Origin of the sequence: Domibacillus sp. 8LH (assembly GCF_038806185.1) — a bacterium.
GTDB classification, from domain to species: Bacteria; Bacillota; Bacilli; order Bacillales; family Domibacillaceae; genus Domibacillus; species Domibacillus indicus_A.
This window is the reverse complement of record NZ_JAVJNG010000113.1, coordinates 1-280: the sequence shown is the minus strand read 5'-3', so window position 1 is coordinate 280 and position 280 is coordinate 1. Positions and strand designations below refer to the sequence as shown.

Here is a 280-nt window from a genome sequence, read left to right as displayed (position 1 = left end):
CCTGTAAGTAGTATCGAAACATCGCGTGGTGCTACTTTTTTAATTTTATTTTTGATTACATTCAGCTTCGGGGAACTCCCGACTATGTCATGAAGGGAGTACGTATTACCATATTGATCCCGTACTTGTTTGCGATAATGTTCTAGTTCCAGTAAAAGATCCTTTATATGACTATTCATGTTTAGCCATTCTTCTGTATCACGGTAAAGCACGGTTCCAACTGCCCCGACCACCTTCCCTTCCGAGCGTGCTGGAATTCTATTCGCTATCATATGGTTTC

The 280-nt window shown here is 41.4% G+C and carries 1 pseudogene; it reads right to left on the bottom strand.

Annotated elements, in window-relative coordinates:
• Positions 1 to 280: pseudogene (locus RG959_RS24035) on the bottom strand (AAA family ATPase); the annotation flags it as partial.